The following is an 18,039-nucleotide window of genomic DNA, read 5'->3' as shown; positions in this document are numbered from 1 at the left end:
AGCGGCTTTCGGGCGAGCGATCATAGTCCACGAACACAACGACTGCGTTTGCTCCATCGGTCAGCTCGCGGACCAGCCGGCTATGCGTCTCGCGGTCGCCCAGCACCCAGCCGCCGCCGTGGGTGTAGATCACCACGGGCAGCGGGCCCTTGCCGCTTTCCGGCCGATAGATCCGGATGTCGGTGCGCCCCTTGGGGCCGACATTGAGGACACGGTCCTCGCTGCGCGCGGGCGCGAGCTTAACCGACACCGACTTCTGTGCGTCGGCGAGAACGTTGCGAGCGGCCTCGGGCGAGAGCGTGTAGATGGGCGTTGCGGCCGCAAGGCTATCTATGAAGGCTTGTGTGGTAGGCTCGAGCCGACTCATGAGGTTCTCCCGGTGTTATCCGACCGTCCTCAGACCTTCGCGAGGTGTTCACAATGATGCAGATGCTGCACCATTGAGCGATCCGATCATTCCTGTTAGTTCGGTGCGGCGCAGGCTAGACATCGGGCAGTTTCCCACGCAATCCGAGCCCGCCCATTATTTCGCCACTGCAAGAACACTTGGCATGCGCCCCTCCAGGCTCCGAACCGAATATAGCACGTCGCGCAAATATGCGGGACTCACATTTGCGAACGCGGATACCAGGAAGCTTTCGTATACCGGCCGCAACCTGCGCCGGCGAGCAGTTCTGATACTCATGTCCGCAAGAACACCACTTTGAAACGTCGATTTCCTGGATCGGCGACATTGATGATTGCTGCGAAACTTGAATCGACAATTTTCGGCGCCTGCCGCACGATCTGTCCACTGCACCTGACCTAATAGAGCAGGAGGATGTCATGTTGACAGCATCGCTTTCTGCCACCCGCCGCGAGCTACTAGCCGCCGCAGCTACCGCTGCTGCCACAAGCTTGCTCCCTGGAACACGACGCGGCGCACTGGCCAAGGAGGCGATCCGCCCCTTCACCGTCAACGTCCCGCAAGCCGAGCTCAATGAACTTCGCCGACGCATCGCCGCCACACGTTGGCCTGAGCGCGAGACCGTCGGTGACCAGTCACAGGGCATCCAGCTCGAAAAGCTCAAGCCGCTCGTCGAATACTGGGGCACCGGCTATGATTGGCGCAAGGCGGAGGCCAAGTTGAACGCGCTGCCACAGTTCATGACCGAAATCGACGGCCACGATATCCACTTCATCCAAATCCGTTCGAAGCATCCCGAGGCCCTGCCGCTGATCATGACGCATGGTTGGCCTGGCTCCGTGCTGGAGCTTCTCAAGGCGGTCGGCCCGCTGACGGATCCGACTGCGCATGGCGGAGCCGCCGAGGACGCATTTGATCTCGTCTTGCCATCGATGCCTGGCTACGGCTTCTCCGGCAAGCCGAAGGCCGCCGGCTGGGGTGTCGACCGCATAGCAAAGACCTGGATAGAGCTGATGAACCGCCTCGGCTACAGCCGCTACGTCGCCCAAGGCGGCGATTGGGGCTCTCCCGTCTCCGGTGCCATGGCGCGCCAAGCCCCGGGCGGCCTACTAGGCATTCATATCAACCTGCCGGCGGTCGTGCCGCCGGAGATCGCCACAGTGCTCGCTGCCGGCGGACCGGCACCTACGGGGCTATCCGACAAGGAACGGGCAGCGTTTGACGCACTCAGTTCAGCCGCCCGGAAGGGCAACCGGTCCTATGCCGTCATGATGGGCAGCCGGCCTGAAACGATCGGCTATTCGATAATGGATTCGCCTGCCGGGCTCGCAGCGTGGATGCTGGGCCACCCCGGCTTCTCGAACTGGACATACGACAGCAGCGATCCCGAGAAGTCTCCGGATGAGGTGCTGGATGACATCACGCTCTATTGGGTGACTGGCACCGCGACCTCGGCGGCACGGCTCTACTGGGAGCACGCCGGAGCCAGCCCGATCTTTGCGGCGGCGCAGAAGACGTCCGACATTTCGCTCCCGGTTGCCATCACCGTCTTCCCGGGCGAGAGCTACCAGGCCCCTAAGACCTGGGCCCGGCGCGCCTATCGCAACCTCAGTTATTTCCACGAGGCAGACAGGGGCGGCCACTTCGCCGCGTGGGAGGAGCCGGAGCTTTTCTCTGCTGAGCTGAGGACGGCCTTCCGGCCACTGCGGTAATCAGAATGAGATGAGCTGGGTCGCCGGCTCGTGTTGGCTGAACTCACCACCGATTGGAGGAGCCAATGTCACCCGCAATCAACGCCGAACACAACGAGCGCGAACGGGAGCTGCGAGGCCAAACTGTTGTCGTCATTGGTGGCAGTTCCGGTATCGGGCTGGAAACTGCGAGGCGCGCTCGAGCAGAAGGCGCGGATGTCTTCATCACCGGACGCGATCGCGAGCGTCTCGAGCAAGCGGCGCGTGCGATCGGCATTGAGCACATCGCCGCATTCGACGCTAACGATGCGACCTCACTGCAGTCATTTTTCGAGAATCTACCGGGGACGATCGATCATGTAATGGTCACCGCCGGCGCTCCCCACTACCGGCCTCCCCTCGAAATGCTGCCGGAGGAGGCGCGCCGAGATCTTACGCAGCATTTGCTGCTCGCAATTAATGTCGCACGCAGCGCATCAGTGAAGATTCGGCCGTTGGGATCCGTGACGTTCATGGGGCGGCACGGGCGCGCGCCACCCGAAGCCTGGCTTCGCAATCGTCTCGACTGTCACCGTCGCGATGCCGACCCTCATCGCAAGCCTTGCGCTCGAGCTCGCGCCGATCCGCGTCAATCTGATTGCAGCAGGCTTCGTCGACACGCCATTGTCGGCCTCCCTGCTGGGCGAGGACCTCGACGCGAGGCGCAACGAATTGCGCTCGACGCTTCCTATCCGGCGGCTCGTGGGACCAGCAGATGTCGCCGCGTTGGCCGTTCATATCATGACGAACTCCGCATTGACGGGTGCCACCTATGACATCGACGGCGGCCAGCAGCTCGTTTCCCGATGAACGATTGAGACAGGCATCGAAGAAACCATCGCGCAATCCATTGCTCCCACTGCCGTTACCATTCTCATTCAAGACTAAGGAGATCGACATGAGTGGCACTTCGACAATCAGTGACCCCAAGACCAACCCTGAGGAACTACCGACTGTTGATTTGAAGCTCGAGGTCGTCGCCATCCCTGTTACGGATGTCGATCGCGCCAAACACTTTTACGAGGGACTGGGTTGGCGGCTCGATGCCGACTTTGCTTCGGGGGACAAGTTTCGGGTCGTGCAATTCACGCCTCCGGGTTCTCCGAGTTCGATCCACTTCGGCAAGGGCGTAACGTCGGCCGCACCGGGATCGGCCCAAGGACTCTATCTCATCGTGTCTGACATCGAGGCGGCGCGCGCCGCGCTCGTCGCACGCGGTGCCGCCGTCAGCGAGGTGTTCCATCGCACCGCCATCGGAGGACCCACCGTCAGCGGCGCGGACCCGGAACGGCGCAGCTACAATTCATTCGCCACCTTCAGCGATCCGGACGGCAACAACTGGTTGCTCCAGGAAATCACCGCGCGACTGCCTGGACGTGTAAATGAGGGCGACACGACGTTTATCTCGGCGATTGAGCTCGAGGCAGCGCTCAAACGTGCAGCCGCCGCACATGGCCAACATGAGAAACGCAGTGGGGGCCACCGCGATGAGAACTGGCCGATCTGGTACGCCGAGTTCCTGGTCGCCGAGCAGGCCGGCAAGCCGCTGCCGCTTTAGGCGGTCCGCCCGCACAGGCCTGCGCGGGGCGATTGATCTCTCAGAGGGCCACGCGCGCCGCAGATGCTGCCGCCGCTGACCGCCGTAATATGACAGCCAAAGGTGAAGCCGTAGCTTTCAACGCCGGGATCAAGGAAGCGGATCTCGAAGGTGCCCTCGGGCGCACCCACGGCCTATACCGCTGGAGCGGACCCCAAACTGGATATAGGTTGGGGCAAGGATACGTCCCTCCTGCAGCTCAGCGCACCGATCTAAACGCCGCCCTGAGTTCTTGGGCGAAAATCATCGGCTGTTCCCAGGCCGCGAAGTGGCCACCCTTTTCGACCTTGTTGTAGTAGATGAGCTTGGGATACGCGCGCTCCGTCCAACTCCGCGGAGCTTGATACTGCTCGCCAGGGAAGACGGTCACGGCCACCGGAATGGAAACGCCCTTGGTGTTGAAGAAGCCGCCCTTGTATTCCCAATAGAGACGAGACGCTGAGACCCCGGTGTTTGTCAGCCAATACAGCGTGATGTCGTCGAGGATCTCGTCACGCGTCAGTTCGCCCGTGGCGCTCGCGGTCCGGTTCAGAGCCGAGGCGATTGCCGCAGCCGGTTGTGCGTCGGCGTCATTGTGGTCGAGGAGCCAGGCGGCGAGGCCAACGGGCGAATCCGCAATTCCGTACAAGGTCTGCGGGCGCGACGCCATGTATCTCGCGTAATCAACTTGCTTGAAAGTTCTAACTAGCTGTTGATACGCCTGTTCTTCTTCGGCAGACAGACCTGCGGGAGGCGGATTGCCGGCCTGAAGTGCCTTGTCGACGTCCGCGGGAACGGTGGCGGGCATGTTGCTGTGGATGGCGAGCAGTCCCGCAGGTTCCTGCAAGCCCATTTGGTCGACAACAAACGCACCCCAGTCGCCGCCCTGGGCAACGTAGCGGCTGTAGCCGAGGCGCTTCATCAGTTCTGCCCAGGCTCGGGCCATTCGTTCGGGTCCCCAGCCGGTGGACGTCGGCTTGCCGGAGAAACCGTAGCCCGCCATCGACGGGATGACGAGGTGGAAAGCGTCCGATGCGTTCCCACCCTGCGCTGTAGGATTGGTCAGCGGCTCGATGATCTTCAATTGCTCGAAGACCGAACCCGGCCATCCGTGCGTGACGATGAGCGGCAATGCATTTTCATGCTTCGAACGGACGTGGATGAAATGAATGTCCAGGCCGTCGATCTCGGTGATAAATTGCGGAGAGGCGTTGAGCTTGGCCTCGCCCTTGCGCCAATCGTAATCCGTTGCCCAATAGCGCGCGAGGGTCTGGATCGTCGCGAGCTGCACACCCTGTGACTGATCAGCGACCGTCTCCTTTTCGGGCCAGCGAGTGGCCATAATGCGCTGCCGAAGATCAACAAGCTGCTCGTCAGGAATGTTGACGCGGAACGGGCGGATTGCATCGCCTGTCACCGCAGCACGCAGAGTTCCGGGAAGCAGGCTGATGGCCCCGACGGCGGCCGTCGCGGTAAGCAGTTGGCGCCGTGTGGACGATAACAATGTCGCTGACATGGCGCCCTTGTGGGTCCGTCTCATTGTCCTTCCTTTCAGGTCGATGGAGCTCCTACGGCAGTGTCATGCCTTGGGCAAAGCTGCGATCAGTTCGGCTGTCGTCAGGATTGCGTGGGCGAAAGTCGGGCCGTTCAGCTCGTGCGCCGCGTGCATCATTTCATGCGAAAAGGCGGCCGTCGCATCGCGCACCAGCGTCACGTGATAGCCGAGCTCCATGGCGAAGCGGGCGGTGGACTCGATGCAGGTGTTGGCCAGTAGTCCGACCACGATCACATGGGTGATCCCCTTTTGCTTCAGCCGAAGATCCAGATCGGTATTGGCGAAGCCGCTTTGTCCCCAATGCTCCTTGGCGACGATGTCGCCAGGCTTGGGCGCGAAGTCGGGGTGCCATTCGCCCCCCCATTCACCGCGCGCGAAGCTGTGGCGGTGAATGATCTGTCGTTGCGTGGGATTTGGATGATTCCAATCCTCATAGTCGCCCGGCTCCCACTGCCGGTGCGGGACGATAGCCACCTGGATGCCCGCCGATCGCACAGCGCGGTCCAACCGGCGAAGGTTGTCAAGAAGACCCACCTCATCAGCGATGGGCTTGATGTTCGGATAGGCCTTCCCGCCCTCGGACAGGAAGTCATTATACGGATCGACGAGGAGGAGCGCGGTCCTCTCGCGAGAGTACGTGAGGTCAACCATTGATCATCTCCCTGGGCCGCAACGCGACAGGTCGCATTGGTTCCACGAGACTTTATATTTTCGGCCGCTACGACAGCGAAGGAAAGTCCCTAATCCGGATTATTTGGTTTGAGAGCGCACTCATGACCGATTGTTCCGCACGATAGTGAGGCGGGATGACCTTGGCCCAAGACGAACCGTCGGCGAAGGCGCCATGCACGAGCACAACTGTCGGAGCCGCTGCGCTGCCGGCGGCAAGACTCTTGGGGTTCCCAAGCGCAGGCGGCTCCAAACAACGCGGTCCTGAACTGCCAAATGCGAACTGCAGCGAGACCCCGCGTCCCCGCGGCTTTCCATTTTCGCCTAGCCCTGCGGAAACTCGGTCGAACCAATAGGGCCGATACATGCCGTGCTGGATATCCTCCTCGCGTATCCACACGACCTTCACGGGGCCATCCACATGCATAGCGATCGGCGCGGAGCGCGCCGTCAGCCCAGCGAATGTACCCGGGCGACCGAATGGCACCTCCGCATACAAGGTAAATTGCCCGGGACATATCGGGGATGCATGCGGCCTGCTATCCTTGAAGCATATTCACTGCAAAGGAGGGAGAGCCAATGTCCGACGCGATCAATCACCAGCGCCGCCACCTCTTCGGCCTTGCCGCCTTGACCGTAGCCGCAGCCGAATTCGGCGTCGCCGCGCTCGCGAATGCGCAATCCGACGCTGTGTCCGCCGCGGCCAAGACGCGGGCACATGCAGACTTTGCAGACGTCAAGCAGGTAAAGGCCGGCGTGCTCGATGTCAGTTATGCTGTAGCTGGCCCGGCCGACGGCCCAGTCGTGCTGCTGCTACACGGCTGGCCCTATGACATCTACAGCTATGTCGATGTGGCACCGGTTCTTGCCGGGGCGGGCTATCGAGTTATCGTGCCCTATCTTCGCGGCTATGGCGCCACCCGTTTCCTTTCCGAAGACACACCGCGCAATGGGCAGCAGTCCGTTTTTGCCGACGACATGATCGCGCTGTTGGATGCGCTCGGCATCGAAAGGGCGATCGTCGCCGGTTACGATTGGGGCGCCCGTACCGTAAACATCATGGCTGCGCTCTGGCCCGAGCGCTGTCAGGCCATGGTGTCGGTGAGCGGCTATCTCATTGGCAGCCAGGCGATAAACCGCAAGCCGTTGGCTCCGGCAGCGGAACTGGCCTGGTGGTATCAGTTCTACTTCGCGACCGAACGGGGCAGTCTCGGCTATCAGGCCAATACACGTGACTTCGCAAAGCTGATCTGGCGCACGGCCTCGCCCACGTGGAAGTTCGACGACGCGACCTTCCAGCGTTCCGCAATGGCCTTGGACAATCCGGACCATGTCGCCATCACCATACACAACTATCGCTGGCGGCTCAGCCTTGCGGAGGGTGAAGCAAAATACGATGCATATGAGCGCCGGCTCGCGGAAGCGCCCATGATCGCCATTCCGGCAATCACTCTTGAGGGGGATGCGAATGGTGCGCCCCATCCCGATCCCGCCGTCTACGCCAAGAAGTTCAGCGGAAAATACGAGCACCGTACGATTACCGGCGGCATCGGCCACAACCTGCCGCAGGAAGCGCCGCAGGCCTTTGCCCAGGCCGTGCTCGACGTCGCTCGGATGTGAGATGCCACGTCACTTTTCTGACGACCGCGAAATCCGCGAACTGCTGTCATCCTATCTGAAGAAGAATGGGCTACGGGTCAGCATTGCCGCCGATGGCCGGCAAATGCGTGCCTTCCTCGACGCCAACACAGTTGATCTTATCGTGCTCGACCTCATGACGCCAGTTGATGACGGGCTCATGCTCTGCCGGGAGCTGCGCGCTGGAAAGCACAAGTCGACGCCGATCTTGATGGTGACGGCCCGTAGCCACGAGATTGACCGCATCCTTGGTCTCGAAATGGGCGCCGACGACTATCTGGCCAAGCCCTTTGCGGCCCGCGAACTACTGGCGCGGATCAAGGCGGTGCTGAGACGCACGCGCATGCTGCCGCCAAACTTCAGATCAGCGAGGCTGGCCAGTTGCTGAGCTTCGGAGAGTGGCGGCTAGATACTGTCGCCCGCCACCTTCTCGACCGGGAGGGGACGGCGATCGCCCTGAGCGGAGCCGAATACCGCCTGCTGCGCGTCTTCATCGACCATCCGCAGCGTGTCCTTAACCCCGACCAGCCAGCCGGCTGCGCCAGCGGCTTGGCGATGATGCGCGCGAACCGGCCTACATCAAGACCGTGCGAAGTGTCGACGTCGCCAATGCTGACCGCATGCAAGGCGCTGCCCGGCCGATCCGCCGGAGTTATGCGGTCACCACAGATGCTTTGAATTGTCGTGCCGATTAGCCGTAAGCGACGCCCTGCTTGCTTTGTCCAATTTCTATAATATAACCATCAGGATCGCGGATGTAGCACCGTGTTTCGCGGTACTTGTCCTTCGGCTCTGTGATAAACTCGGCCCCTCGACTTCGCCATAGTTCATAGCATGCTTGAATATCTGCAACGCGGATATTCATAAAGCTGTTGACCGCATCGGGATCGGCCGGGACGCTGAGCGTTACCGACGGTTTGTCGGGCGTCGGACCGCCCCCCACGTTGACAATGAGCCACGTGTTCGCGATCTGGATGTACCCCGGCGCGCCCCTGCTGTCGCCTTTGCTCAGAATGCGACCTCCAAAGACCATCTCGTAAAATCGAAGCGATCGCTCGATGTCGGCGACGGTGAGAAAGTGTGCGACGGTGAACCCATCGTGCGGCGGCATTTGATAGCTTTTCTGCTCGACCTGTACCGGGTTCATCGACGCCTCCAATTCGGATGTGGCAGTCTCGGTTCGCCAGAATAGGTTCGTCAGGATACATTCATTTTTAACTTGGTGCAAAGCTCCGTGACACGGAGCAAGGAGCGACCGCTTGGTTACGGACCCGTATTTGATGAGTCGAGTGGGGCCCCGGTCTGTGTCAAATTGCAGCTTCGCCCGCGATTGCCGCGGCGGTGGCTCGCACGCCGGTCACAATGGTCCCAGCGTCTGCTTGCAGGCGTGCGGACAGTTCCCGCAACGACCGAAACGAGGGCGCGAAGCGGAAATAATTCCCGGTCGCGGCTGATGGCGGTTGCCGAAACCAGACCGTCCGCCTTTTGGCTCAACGTGCGAAAAAGCGGACAGCCATTTCGCGGACCCGGCCGGCGTGGAACTAAGCAACTCTGCGCTTGAGAAATCAGCCAGAACTGGTGGGCCCAACATTCGTGCGCTGTCCGGTCATCACACAGCCAGGTTCTAATCGGCGATCTCGGCGGCCCACCCGCGCTCGGTGAGGTCGACCTGGTCTGACGCAAACACTGGGTCGAAACCGCGCTCCCACGGAAAGAGGCCAGCTCTGTCAGGCCAAACGATCTGCAGGCAACTGAACTCGTCTCCCCGGTAGAACCAGCGGCTCCATCCCAGATAATTGGCGTGGTGGCGCTTGGCGACGAGAAAGGCGTAGGCTGGCAGGTTGGAAAACACGTCGGCGGTACGCTTGCCAATGGGCAAGCTGCGCCCGGTTTTTGCGCGACGAAAGAGAACCCAGAACATTTCATGGGCGACCTCGCCGTCGGTGCTGAAAATTATGAGCTCAGGTTGGCCCGCGCTCAGCACAAAACCCGTTGTGTAGGAGAAGCCCGGCATTCCATCTTCAGCCATGGCCGCCGTGCGCAGCCAGCCATGCTGTCGAATGTTCCCGACAAATGACCGCTCGGCGTGGTCAAGTTCGTCGTTCGGCCAATCCAAGGTGGTGATCATGCGAGGACGGTACCTTCAGGACCGTTAAAAATCTGATCCAATAGTCAGCAGTGTCCCGACATATGCATGTTTGAGTGAGGGAAGTTGAGCCGCAATGCGCTTTCCTTCTTCGCGCGAAATCCGGCCACACGCCTCGACAACCAGATGTACAAGCGACGGGTACAATTTCGGGGAGCAGCGCCAAGCTCTCCAGATTGCGGCATCGGCTAATCGTTAGCCGTCGAAGGTTGGCATTGGGCGTCAATCCTTCAAGCGTCGAGGGATCGGCCCAAGAGATCTCGAGCTCGGCAACATGAGCCGGGAGCGAGAGGCCAATGAAGCTCTTGCTTTTCGGTTGAAACCGCCAGAGCGACAGATACTCCAATGCCGTTAGCTCATTCACGCCCCTGTCCTGAGGCTTGTAGATCCAGACCAATGACTTCAGCGTCGGCAAGCGAGAAAAATCGATGGCCGGGCGGTCTGGGTGCACGCCAAAAAATTGCAACTGCGGCAGCGTGTAAAGCGCATCTATATTCTTCAGCGCGACATCCCAAAACCAGATCGCTTCGAGATGTTGTAGATCGCTGAGACAATCTAGATCAGACTCTCGAAATCCGAACGAGGGCGTACCGAAAACCGCAGGGATGGCTGAGACACTCCTCGACGCAGAGCGCGAGCATGTCGGTTTCCAGCCCAAGGTGCGGCACGGGCGACTTGTCTGACGGCCCCGCGAACAAGCGCGTGCATCTCGGCAGCCCCATGCGTTCCGACCGGCTGCTTCCGGCACGGCGACCACTAGCGCGAACGGCCGATAAGGGGGCGCATCCTCGCCCGCGTACCGCCAAGCAGGCCTCTATTAGATTGCAAAGGGGTGCGGTTCTCATCTAACCGCACCCCCGCTGTTGTTGGTAACGCTAAGTGAATGGCTTGTCTCCAGGATAGGCTTTCGGCGTTTCCCATGCTCCGATAAGCCAGCCTGGGTACTTTTCTTCACATACCGAGCGAAGTCTCAGGGAGATCTCGGACTGATAGTATGCGGCCAATCTAAGCGTGTCCAATGTCGAAGGCATCCCGTCTGGGTGCGCTTTTATGATGGCAAGGAGTCCTTTTCGACTAAGCACATGTTGCGCCTCTCGCAGAAGACGCAACGCGATTTTTCGGCCGCGCAGATCCGAATGAACCCACACACGCTCGATGCACGCAACCGAGCCGAGGGCCTCAAAAAGCACGTCGTTCTCCAACGCTCGTCTAACGAGGCTGGCGTCATCAGCAAGGATGTGGAACGCCATCATAGCCTGCTGACTAGGCCTGTCGAAAACGTCGAGGTACCAAGCGTCCTGCCTCTCGGGCAAGTGGCCAGGCTGGACCAAGAAACCCCTGAGAATTGCCAAGGAAGGCGCAATGGTATCGCTGCCGACAGCACCTCGTAGCGTGACAGCGAAGTCCAAGGCCTCTGTCGCATCCGCATGCTTGCTGAAACAAGTCTCGTATCTCAGATTTCCAAGGTCGTAGTCCACGAGCATCGAAGAGGTCCTCAATTTCTCGGTATTTAGAGGACGCAATGTCTCTCCTCAATTACCTCAAGCTAGGATGAACGGGGTTCGATTCCGAGCGTCAGCCTTCTGACCTCATTGGCCTCAAAGTAGGACTGGAGGATGCGAACCACGATAGGCTGAACATATTCGCATGCATCTTTCGCGACGTCGGCATTGGGATGTCCTCCTCGCTCAAAAGCGTCTCTATCATAATAGGCTTGGTAAAATTCCCACAATCGGCTTCAAGCTATTCGCGCGTGATCGCCGTATAGGCTGAGAAAGGATCGTCGGATCCGCTGACTCTCGGTTCTCACAGGCTCCGCATTAGAAATTGGGAATGCACCGCTGGGTGGGGCAGGTCGTGATGGGAAAACGGCACGCTTACCGGTGTGTCCGATCCGCGCAAGGACAATCTGGCGCGTTCAGGTTTGTATTGGGGCGTATACGCGGCGCGAGATATCGACCTTGATGCAACCTTCATCCCTGATCAGCCGAGTCCGCTTGGGTCTGCCTGTAAAGAATTATTCCGGTCCACAGCCTCACTCATCGAACCCCCGACCCCTGACCGCAGCAAGTCGAGTTGTTGTTGCAGCGGGCGCTTGCGTTGGGGCGGAGCGACAGCGAGCAGGTCTTTTATGGCAGCGCGCAGCCGTCGTGCAATTTGTGGCGAGCCTGAACCAGCAATTCGGATCTCATCGAAGGCAAGGTGAACGTAGTCTTCCCAAGTCATCGACGACGTCACCAGGCGCACCTCGCCTGCCTCGTCGCGGTATCGGCCATCTGGAAAAGGACGCGGTGCCAGTTGACGAAGGCAATCGTGCAGCCGGTCAATGGCCTGTACCGCCGTCGTCGGATCCTGGAAGGGCCCGTCCGACAGCGACCGTTCAGCAATGTCAACCAACAGTCGCAGACCATAGGCCATGTCCTGGTCAAGGGTGCGCTCAAGTCCGAACTCGATGGAGCGCATCGCTGCGTTCACGTCAAGCCGCGCCCCGTCTCCGGTGATCTCAAAAAGTGGGGCGTCGGCCGGCACGAACTCGCCCAGTGCCGGCCGCAGCGTGAGCACACAGCCGCCCGCCTTGGCAACTCGGACCAGCTTGTCGTGGTCTATTCGGATGATCACCCCCGATGTGGGAGCGGGGATCGTCGACCCGTCGGAGTTTGTAGCGCCAACGTCCGCATAGATCTGGTCGAGCAGCTTGCGCGTATCGTTGCCGACAAGCTCAATCAGTGCCGATACTCTAAGGGCACGCCCGATATGATCAACATACCAGACCAGAACCATTATGCTTATCACTACCAGTATGAAAGCGACCAGTACCGCGACGCCCGGAACCACGCCTTCGTCGGATTGCACCTCGCGGAGCGCCAGCATGGCGTGGGCAAACGTACCCACAAAAATGCCAATCGCGAGCTGACTTGGCTTGTCCTGAAGGATGCGCTGGACGATCCGAGGAGAGAATTGGCCCATGGCGAGTTGCACGACAACCATCGTGATTGTCAGCACAAGCGCCGCGAGGCTAACCATTGACGCCGCTATTGTTCCGAAGATTTCGATAGCCGCATCCGGCCCACCACTGAGCCATTGCGGCACGAGGTTATAGTCGTATGCCTGGTCGATCGCGATCGTGCCGAACGATAAGGCAACGCCGGCCAACACACAAGAAAGCGGAATGAACCAAAGGCCCGCACGTCGTCTGGAAAACAGCCTAAGGAAGCGCACAGGCGGCCCTCATTTGAGTGGAACAGATGCTTCAACGGGACGAGCCGTCAGTCATTGGCATGCGTCGCAGTCTCTTGCTTGCCAACATCCTGGCACCAGACAAGCTGTGACCCTTCCCAACTTAGCGGCCTTAGGTAGAAAAACCACCGATTGCTACTCAACCTGCTGATAAATAATGGCTATTTCAACTCTCGTAATGGTAAAAGTGGTCGATCGCTGCGGCTGGGAGATGGCCGCTATGCGGACGAAACCTGGCGATTGCTCCGAACGGCACTCGCGCTAAAGCTAACGGTGCGGAACCATCACCCGTCCTAGCCGTTTCCCCGACCCTCGACAGGCGGGCGGAGCGTTCGCATTTGTACTCGGCTCAGTGGCCGCCTGGGCTTGGCGGCTGACTTCGGAGGCCAGGGAAATGTCTCACCAGGAAAGGAAGGCGAAATGGCAAGCAACGCGTTAAAAGCCCTTTTGGGCGTGCTCGCCGTGGCGGGCTATCAGAATCGCGACAAAATCGCGGAAATCCTTCGAGGTCTGCGCAATCCTCCGCAGCCAGGTCCTGACGGAAAGCCATCGGGAGGCGTGGGTGACCTGCTTGGTGGTTTCTCTGGTGGGAACCTCGGCGGACTCGGAGAACTGTTAGGCGGTGGTGCCACAGGCGGGGGGTTAGCTGGAGGACTCCGCGATTTGCTGCGTCAGTTTGAGCAAAAAGGTCAAGGGGAGACGGCGAAGTCCTGGGTCAAGCCAGGCGAGAACGAGGCCATCGACAACCGTCAGCTCTCGGAAGTTCTCGGACCCGAGGTACTCGACGACCTGTCTTCGCGAACTGGCCTGTCACCTGAGGAGATTCTCAGTCGCCTGAGCCGGGACCTGCCGACGGCGGTTGACGACATGACGCCGGAGGGCAAGCTTCCGCCGGAGGATAATGATGACCCGGCTCCGAAAAGTCAGCCGTCCGTTCCCCCGATCAAGCCACAGATCGTCTAGGGTTTCAGGAAGGCGGGCATCCAACGGCCGCCCTCGCGCGATCGACGTACCTCCGCTCACGTGCGTCAGGAAGGCTGATAGCTTTCCTGACTCCTTGCTCAGGCGCTGCGAATCCAACGATGCGGCCAACCTTATGGGTCGCGGACTTCGGCGCGCCGGATCATCTCGAAGCCCTGGTTGAGCCTACTCAATCATTGCGAGGGTGCAACTTCCAAGAGATCACGGCGTTTCCCTATCGGCCTGCCTTGGCGCTGCGGGCCCAAGCCCCTGAAGCGCGGTTCGGAGGATGGTCGATGGCACAGTCCGTAAAGCTTTGGTCCATTGGCACGGCCGTGCCGCCGTATGTTATTGACCAGCGTGAGGCGGCACTCGCCTCGCATGAAGCTTTTTCCTCTCGCTTTGCCGACTTTGAGCGGCTCGCGAAAGTTTTCGAAAGTTCGGGGATTCGTCGGCGCTTTGGCGTGCGTCCAATCGACTGGTACTTGCGCACGACAGGCTGGGTCGAACGGAACAATGCTTACATCGAAGGGGCGAGCGCCTTGTTCGTCTCTGCGGCCAGCAACGCACTGGCCTTGGCACGCACAACCGCAGCCGATGTGGATACCATCGTGACGGTGTCGTCGACCGGCATTGCCACACCAAGTTTGGAAGCACGGGTAAGCCGGCAAATGGGATTCCGCGACAATGTCGAACGGGTTCCTGTCTTCGGGTTAGGCTGTGCCGGCGGCGTCTCGGGATTGTCGATCGCCTCGCGACTGGCGACCTCCCGTCCGGGGGCAGTGGTGCTGCTTGTGGCGGTCGAAACCTGCACGCTGGCATTTCGGATGGACAAACTGACGAAAGCCAACATCGTCGCCACGGCGCTATTCGGTGACGGTGCCGCCGCTTGTGTCCTGAGCGCGACCGAGGGCGGCCTCGCTGAGGTCGAAATGAGCGGCCAGCATACATGGCCCGACACGCTGGATGTCATGGGCTGGAGTGTCGATCCGGAGGGCTTCGGGGTTATATTCGACCGCGCGATACCGCCCTTCGCAGAGGCCAACATTCAGCCCGCGCTAGTTTCGATCCTGGAACGCGCGGGACTTACACTTGAGGACATCGACAGGTTCGCCTGCCATCCGGGTGGCGCGAAGATCATAGATGCCCTGGAGACCGCATTGTCACTTGGTCAGGGAACTCTGAACCATGAGCGCGATGTGCTGTCAGAGTATGGGAACATGTCCGCGCCAACGGCATTGTTCGTGCTGGATCGTCTTATCTCAACTGGATTGCCGCGCCGCACGTTACTGACTGCTATGGGACCTGGGTTCACCTTGAGCTGCGTGTCCCTGAAGGCCGCGGCATGATGTGGTCTACGCTGCTCCTGACGGCGGTGACTTTCGAAAGGCTGGGAGAGCTTTGGCTCGCCAGACGCAATACCCATGCCCTTTTGGAAAACGGAGCTGTTGAGGTGGGGGCGTCGCACTACCCGGCAATCGTCGCTCTGCATGCCACGTGGCTCGCCGGTCTCTGGTTTCTCGGGTGGAACACGCCGCTGCATCTGGAATGGCTGGCCTTGTTCGCAGGACTCCAGATCTTGCGGCTTTGGACCTTGTCGACGCTTGGCCGGCGCTGGACGACGCGGATCATCGTGGTGCCGGGAGAGAGACTTGTGACTGCCGGCCCCTATCGTTTCCTTCGGCACCCGAACTACGTTGTGGTGATAGGCGAGATTGCAGCTCTACCGATGTGCTTTGGCCTCTCGCGCTACGCGCTCCTCTTCTCGATCGTCAACGCTCTGATGGTGACAATACGGATTAGGGCAGAGAACGCAGCCCTGTCAGGATTGAGCCATGCCGAAGAGGTCTGAGATTAGGCACTCTGCCAGTGGCCCTGTCCTGGTGTGGACGGGCTTTATGGCGATGTGCCTCGGAATGTTCATGGCCATACTCGATGTTCAGGTGGTTGCGACTTCGCTTCCAACCATCCAGTCGGCTCTCGATATCAGTCCCAACCAGATGAGTTGGATTCAGACCGCCTACCTCATCGCCGAAGTCGTCGCTGTACCTTTGACCGGATTTCTGACTCGGTTCCTGACGATGCGCTGGCTGTTCGTGTTGTCGTTGACCCTGTTCGTCATTGCATCGGCCGGCTGCGCGGCGAGTAGCAGTTTCGGTAGCCTCGTTTCATGGCGCGTTTTGCAAGGCTTTTCTGGTGGAACGCTGATCCCGTCGGTCTTTTCGGCCGTCTTCATCCTCTTCCCCAAGGAGCGGCAGGCCATCGCTACCACGATTGCCGGTGTGCTCGCGGTACTCGCGCCTACCGTCGGGCCTGTCGTCGGCGGCTGGATGACAGAGACCTATTCCTGGCACTGGCTGTTTCTGATCAATGTTGTTCCGGGAATCCTTGCCGCCGTGGTCGCAGTGCGTTCTCTGCCGCGCCAAGGCATCGAGGTTTCTGAACTTCGCCATCTTGATGGCGTGTCTCTTGTTCTGATGGCCATGAGTCTAGCCTCATTGGAGCTTGCCCTGAAGGAGGCGCCCACGAGCGGCTGGACGTCGTCCTATGTAGCGGCTTTGCTGGGCGTTTTTGTCGTTGGTGGAGTGGCGTTTGTTTGGCGGTCCACGCATCGCGCACGCCCGCTTGTCGAGCTGAACAATTTCGGCGATCGGAACTTTCTGGCAGGCTCGATCCTCAGCTTCATTCTCGGCATCGGGCTGTTCGGCTCGGTCTATCTCATGCCGGTCTTTCTCGCCTTCGTCAGAGGACACAATGCATTCGAAATCGGCATGACGATGCTGATAACCGGGATCGCGCAGTTACTGACAGCCCCCATAGCTGTCGCCTTGGAGAAACGACTGGATGCCCGTCTGCTGTCGGCAGCGGGCTTTATGCTCTTTGCTATCGGCATTGCGATGAGCGCCTTTCAGGACCCGCGCTCCGACTACGACGCGATGTTCTGGCCGCAGGTCGTGCGCGGCGTCGCTATCATGTTTTGTCTTCTGCCACCAACACGTCTGGCGCTTGGCACACTTTCGGTGGACAAGGTTCCAGATGCAAGCGGGCTGTTTAACCTGATGCGGAATCTCGGTGGCGCAATCGGCATCGCGTTGATTGACACGATCATATATACCCGCGCTGAGCCCCTCGGGCGCGCGCTTCTGGAGCGCCTGCAGGCGGGCGACACGGATGTGGCCGCATTCATCGGTGTTCCGCTGCAAGCAATGGTGGAACACAAGGATGGTTTGGATGAAACGACAATGGCGTTGCTCGCTCCATTGTTGCAGACGGCCGCGACCGTACAGGCAATCAACGAGGCATGGATGGTTGTTGCGATGCTGACGGCTTGTGCAATGCTGTGCTTGCCCTTCGCGAAACCCGTCGGTCCGGCAGAATAATCACATCCGCAAAGGATTCGGCATGAGCGTGAGGCTCCGGCACCCACCATCTTCAGTCGCGAGTGGCTGCTTGGGGGCCGATGGCCGACCGAGTCGCGGCCGACAGCGGAGACAACCTCTCCGGATCGCGATAGCCAGCCAGGAAGCCGACGAACCATGATTAGAGGACCGGGTGTAGTCTCCGCCATACCGAGGCCATCGAGCATTTCGCCGGACGAAGCCAGGCGTAGTTTTCCACCGCTGCTTGGGCAACGTAGGCGAGGACGGCATACGCTCCGCCGAAGGTCACGGCGGTCATCTGGCTGAAGAAGAGGTCGATTTTCGAGAACACGTTGTCCCAGCCGAGCGCGAGGATCAGCGCCGCCACCGGGATGAGCCAAAGCGCCGCCAGAGCGCCGGAAATCTTCAGTGACCATGCAAAGTTGGGCTTGGCGTGGGGCGGGATGTCTTCGGCGAGCACGGACCCTAGCCCGATCCCGATTTGTGTCCTTCGCCAGCCTCGAACGAGACAAGCCCCCCGCCCTCCGAAATAGCCGACCATACCGGTGACCTTGCCCCGCTGAATCCATGTTGAAGTAAGCTCCGCCCCCCCCTGGCGTGCACCCCGAATTTGGGCCAGCGGGAGCTGGAATTTTCCGGGGTTATGGCGTGCACCCCGAATTTGGGCCAGCGGGAGCTGGAATTTTCCGGGGTTAAGGCTCATGTCGGCGGGGGTGCCGATGAGCCATTCATGAGCGAAATC

Annotated in this window: 14 protein-coding genes and 4 pseudogenes; 10 read left to right on the top strand and 8 right to left on the bottom strand. The window is 60.2% G+C overall.

Features of this window, described 5'->3' with window-relative positions:
* On the bottom strand, positions 1–367 hold a 367-nt coding region (locus tag AC1DDS_RS25145), incomplete at its 3' end, for an alpha/beta hydrolase (RefSeq protein ID WP_477481344.1).
* A 458-nt stretch (positions 368–825) separates the two neighbouring features.
* On the opposite strand from AC1DDS_RS25145, the gene AC1DDS_RS25140 reads away from it, so the two are divergent.
* From AC1DDS_RS25140 to AC1DDS_RS25125, 4 genes and pseudogenes are all read left to right on the top strand, one after another.
* Positions 826–2,118 carry an epoxide hydrolase family protein gene (locus AC1DDS_RS25140; RefSeq protein ID WP_477481343.1) on the top strand — a complete coding sequence of 431 codons (1,293 nt, stop codon included), beginning with the start codon at positions 826–828 and terminating at the stop codon, positions 2,116–2,118.
* A 65-nt stretch (positions 2,119–2,183) separates the two neighbouring features.
* Positions 2,184–2,549: pseudogene (locus tag AC1DDS_RS25135) on the top strand (SDR family NAD(P)-dependent oxidoreductase); the annotation flags it as partial.
* An 82-nt stretch (positions 2,550–2,631) separates the two neighbouring features.
* Positions 2,632–2,946: pseudogene (locus AC1DDS_RS25130) on the top strand (SDR family oxidoreductase); the annotation flags it as partial.
* 88 nt (positions 2,947–3,034) lie between these two features.
* Positions 3,035–3,694: a VOC family protein gene (locus tag AC1DDS_RS25125; RefSeq protein WP_477481342.1), complete on the top strand. Its 660-nt coding sequence runs from the start codon at positions 3,035–3,037 to the stop codon at positions 3,692–3,694.
* A gap of 238 nt (positions 3,695–3,932) precedes the next feature.
* On the opposite strand, the gene AC1DDS_RS25120 is transcribed toward AC1DDS_RS25125, so the two are convergent.
* Both AC1DDS_RS25120 and AC1DDS_RS25115 read right to left on the bottom strand, forming a co-directional pair.
* Complete coding sequence (locus AC1DDS_RS25120; protein ID WP_477481341.1) at positions 3,933–5,252, bottom strand: epoxide hydrolase family protein; 1,320 nt, start codon at positions 5,250–5,252, stop codon at positions 3,933–3,935.
* A gap of 39 nt (positions 5,253–5,291) precedes the next feature.
* A complete protein-coding gene (locus AC1DDS_RS25115; RefSeq protein WP_477481340.1) occupies positions 5,292–5,918 on the bottom strand; it encodes a cysteine hydrolase family protein in 627 nt (208 codons plus the stop codon).
* Positions 5,919–6,515: 597 nt separating this feature from the next.
* On the opposite strand from AC1DDS_RS25115, the gene AC1DDS_RS25110 reads away from it, so the two are divergent.
* Positions 6,516–7,556 (top strand): alpha/beta hydrolase, encoded by a 1,041-nt coding sequence (locus AC1DDS_RS25110; RefSeq protein WP_477481339.1) that lies wholly within the window; start codon positions 6,516–6,518, stop codon positions 7,554–7,556.
* Position 7,557: 1 nt separating this feature from the next.
* A pseudogene (locus AC1DDS_RS25105) lies at positions 7,558–8,269 on the top strand (response regulator).
* Here AC1DDS_RS25105 and AC1DDS_RS25100 read toward each other — a convergent pair.
* From AC1DDS_RS25100 to AC1DDS_RS25085, 4 genes are all read right to left on the bottom strand, one after another.
* Complete coding sequence (locus tag AC1DDS_RS25100; RefSeq protein ID WP_477481338.1) at positions 8,266–8,721, bottom strand: VOC family protein; 456 nt, start codon at positions 8,719–8,721, stop codon at positions 8,266–8,268. The pseudogene AC1DDS_RS25105 and the gene AC1DDS_RS25100 overlap by 4 nt on opposite strands.
* Before the next feature lie 477 nt (positions 8,722–9,198).
* Positions 9,199–9,702, bottom strand: a complete 504-nt coding sequence (locus tag AC1DDS_RS25095; RefSeq protein ID WP_477481337.1) for a DUF4262 domain-containing protein — start codon at positions 9,700–9,702, stop codon at positions 9,199–9,201.
* Between the two features lie 893 nt (positions 9,703–10,595).
* Positions 10,596–11,204, bottom strand: coding sequence for a GNAT family N-acetyltransferase (locus AC1DDS_RS25090; protein ID WP_477481336.1), 609 nt, complete (start codon positions 11,202–11,204; stop codon positions 10,596–10,598).
* Between the two features lie 499 nt (positions 11,205–11,703).
* Positions 11,704–12,939, bottom strand: a complete 1,236-nt coding sequence (locus AC1DDS_RS25085) for a DUF2254 domain-containing protein (protein WP_477481335.1) — start codon at positions 12,937–12,939, stop codon at positions 11,704–11,706.
* 438 nt (positions 12,940–13,377) lie between these two features.
* Between AC1DDS_RS25085 and AC1DDS_RS25080 the strand changes: the two genes are divergently transcribed.
* The 4 genes from AC1DDS_RS25080 to AC1DDS_RS25065 all read left to right on the top strand — a co-directional run bounded on the left by AC1DDS_RS25080 (position 13,378) and on the right by AC1DDS_RS25065 (position 17,297).
* The gene (locus AC1DDS_RS25080; protein WP_477481334.1) at positions 13,378–13,920 is read left to right on the top strand and encodes a YidB family protein; all 543 of its coding nucleotides are present in this window, start codon (positions 13,378–13,380) and stop codon (positions 13,918–13,920) included.
* 293 nt (positions 13,921–14,213) lie between these two features.
* On the top strand, positions 14,214–15,266 hold the full coding sequence (locus AC1DDS_RS25075; protein ID WP_477481333.1) for a type III polyketide synthase: 1,053 nt from the start codon (positions 14,214–14,216) through the stop codon (positions 15,264–15,266).
* On the top strand, positions 15,263–15,769 hold the full coding sequence (locus AC1DDS_RS25070; protein WP_477481332.1) for an isoprenylcysteine carboxyl methyltransferase family protein: 507 nt from the start codon (positions 15,263–15,265) through the stop codon (positions 15,767–15,769). The genes AC1DDS_RS25075 and AC1DDS_RS25070 overlap by 4 nt, the downstream gene beginning before the upstream one ends.
* Positions 15,753–17,297 carry a DHA2 family efflux MFS transporter permease subunit gene (locus AC1DDS_RS25065; protein WP_477481331.1) on the top strand — a complete coding sequence of 515 codons (1,545 nt, stop codon included), beginning with the start codon at positions 15,753–15,755 and terminating at the stop codon, positions 17,295–17,297. Before AC1DDS_RS25070 ends, AC1DDS_RS25065 begins: the two co-directional genes overlap by 17 nt.
* A gap of 91 nt (positions 17,298–17,388) precedes the next feature.
* Here the strand turns inward: AC1DDS_RS25065 and AC1DDS_RS25060 are convergent.
* Positions 17,389–17,682 (bottom strand): annotated as a pseudogene (locus AC1DDS_RS25060) (chromate transporter); the annotation flags it as partial.
* Positions 17,683–18,039: the final 357 nt, after the last annotated feature.

The sequence above is a fragment of the Mycoplana sp. 10N416 genome (assembly GCF_056394765.1).
This window is presented reverse-complemented; position numbering and strand designations above follow the sequence as displayed.

Excerpts from the sequence above, each read along its gene's own strand:
- AC1DDS_RS25140 (WP_477481343.1), top strand. The coding sequence starts at position 826 with ATGTTGACAGCATCGCTTTCTGCCACCCGCCGCGAGCTACTAGCCGCC.
- AC1DDS_RS25125 (WP_477481342.1), top strand. The coding sequence starts at position 3,035 with ATGAGTGGCACTTCGACAATCAGTGACCCCAAGACCAACCCTGAGGAA.
- AC1DDS_RS25120 (WP_477481341.1), bottom strand. The coding sequence starts at position 5,252 with ATGAGACGGACCCACAAGGGCGCCATGTCAGCGACATTGTTATCGTCC.
- AC1DDS_RS25115 (WP_477481340.1), bottom strand. The coding sequence starts at position 5,918 with ATGGTTGACCTCACGTACTCTCGCGAGAGGACCGCGCTCCTCCTCGTC.
- AC1DDS_RS25110 (WP_477481339.1), top strand. The coding sequence starts at position 6,516 with ATGTCCGACGCGATCAATCACCAGCGCCGCCACCTCTTCGGCCTTGCC.
- AC1DDS_RS25100 (WP_477481338.1), bottom strand. The coding sequence starts at position 8,721 with ATGAACCCGGTACAGGTCGAGCAGAAAAGCTATCAAATGCCGCCGCAC.
- AC1DDS_RS25095 (WP_477481337.1), bottom strand. The coding sequence starts at position 9,702 with ATGATCACCACCTTGGATTGGCCGAACGACGAACTTGACCACGCCGAG.
- AC1DDS_RS25090 (WP_477481336.1), bottom strand. The coding sequence starts at position 11,204 with ATGCTCGTGGACTACGACCTTGGAAATCTGAGATACGAGACTTGTTTC.
- AC1DDS_RS25080 (WP_477481334.1), top strand. The coding sequence starts at position 13,378 with ATGGCAAGCAACGCGTTAAAAGCCCTTTTGGGCGTGCTCGCCGTGGCG.
- AC1DDS_RS25075 (WP_477481333.1), top strand. The coding sequence starts at position 14,214 with ATGGCACAGTCCGTAAAGCTTTGGTCCATTGGCACGGCCGTGCCGCCG.
- AC1DDS_RS25070 (WP_477481332.1), top strand. The coding sequence starts at position 15,263 with ATGATGTGGTCTACGCTGCTCCTGACGGCGGTGACTTTCGAAAGGCTG.
- AC1DDS_RS25065 (WP_477481331.1), top strand. The coding sequence starts at position 15,753 with ATGCCGAAGAGGTCTGAGATTAGGCACTCTGCCAGTGGCCCTGTCCTG.